Below are 1,411 nucleotides of genomic sequence, written 5' to 3' on the forward strand. Positions count from 1 at the left end.
GCCCACTGCGGCATGGTGTTCGTTTCGCGGATACCCTTGCGGCCGTTCTTGTCCGTAACCTGGAGCCATTCGGTGGCGTTTGCGAGCGGGGACTGTCCGCCGTCACCCGGCTTGTAGTCCTTGAGTTCCGGCAACAGCACCGGCAGTTCAGAATCATCGACGGTAGAGATCTCGCCGTCTTCCCAGTGGATAATCGGGAACGGTTCGCCCCAGTAGCGCTGACGGCTGAAGAGCCAGTCGCGGAGCTTGTAGTTCACGGTGGCCTTGCCGATCTTATTGGCTTCGAGCCATTCGATGACCTTCGCGATGCCCTGCTTCTTGTTGAGGCCGTTCAGGCAAAGCGTGTCGTTCTGGCTGTTGATGTAGGTGCCGTCGGCAGCCCAGCAGGCTTCGCCGGCGAGGACCTTCGGGCGAACGTCTTCGGGGCAGCTTGCATCAGGTTCCATGATGCAGATGACGGGCAAGTTGAACTTCTTCGCGAAATCGAAGTCGCGGGTATCGTGGGCGGGCACGGCCATGATAGCACCCGTGCCGTAGCCGGTCAGAACGTAGTCGGCGACCCACACCGGAATCTTGGTGCCGGTGAGCGGGTTCACGGCGTAGCTACCGGTAAACACGCCGGTCTTTTCCTTGGCGAGTTCGGTACGGTCGAGATCGCTCTTCAAAGCGGCGGCGTGCACATATTCTTCCACGGCGGCCTTCTGTTCGGCAGTCGTGAGTTCCGGCACCATCGCATGTTCCGGAGCAACGACCATGTAGGTGGCACCGAACAGCGTATCGCAACGGGTCGTATAGACGCGGAGCTTCTTTTCGGTCGGCTTGCCGTTAGCGTCGGCAATCGGGAAATCCACTTCGGCACCGTAGCTCTTGCCGATCCAGTTCTTCTGCATGTCCTTCACGCCCTGCGGCCAGTCGAGCTTGTCGAGGCCCTTCAGCAGGCGGTCGCCATACAGCGGGATGCGCATGAGCCACTGCTTGAGGTTACGGCGTTCCACTTCCTTGGTGCCGCACTTTTCGTGGCTGCCGTCATTCAAAACTTCTTCGTTCGCGCAAACAATCTTGCAGTGCTTGCACCACCACACCTGAGCGTCGGCGTAGTAAGCGAGGCGCTTCCCATCCTTGTACTTGCGGACTTCTTCCTTGCCCTTTGCTTCGACATCGGCAGGAATCGGGAGTTCTTCGATGGGGCGGCCCTTCTGCTGGTCTTCATCGAACCAGGTGCCGTAAAGGCGCTTGAAAATCCACTGCGTCCACTTGTAATACTTCGGGTCGGTGGTGTTGACTTCCTTGTTCCAGTCGTAGCTGAGGCCGAGGCGCTTGATCTGGCGGCGGAAATTGTCGCAGTTTTTCTTGGTGGTAATGGCCGGATGCGTACCGGTCTGAATAGCGTACTGTTCGGCAGGGAGGCCGA

The 1,411-nt window shown here is 59.0% G+C and carries 1 protein-coding gene; it reads right to left on the minus strand.

All coding sequences use genetic code 11. The annotated features are described in order from the left end of the window. Positions 1 to 1,411, minus strand: a 1,411-nt coding sequence (locus tag B2310_RS00060; RefSeq protein ID WP_290727813.1) for a class I tRNA ligase family protein, incomplete at both ends; no start/stop codon positions are given.

The sequence above is a fragment of the Fibrobacter sp. UBA3629 genome, from assembly GCF_002374005.1.
GTDB lineage: Bacteria > Fibrobacterota > Fibrobacteria > Fibrobacterales > Fibrobacteraceae > Fibrobacter.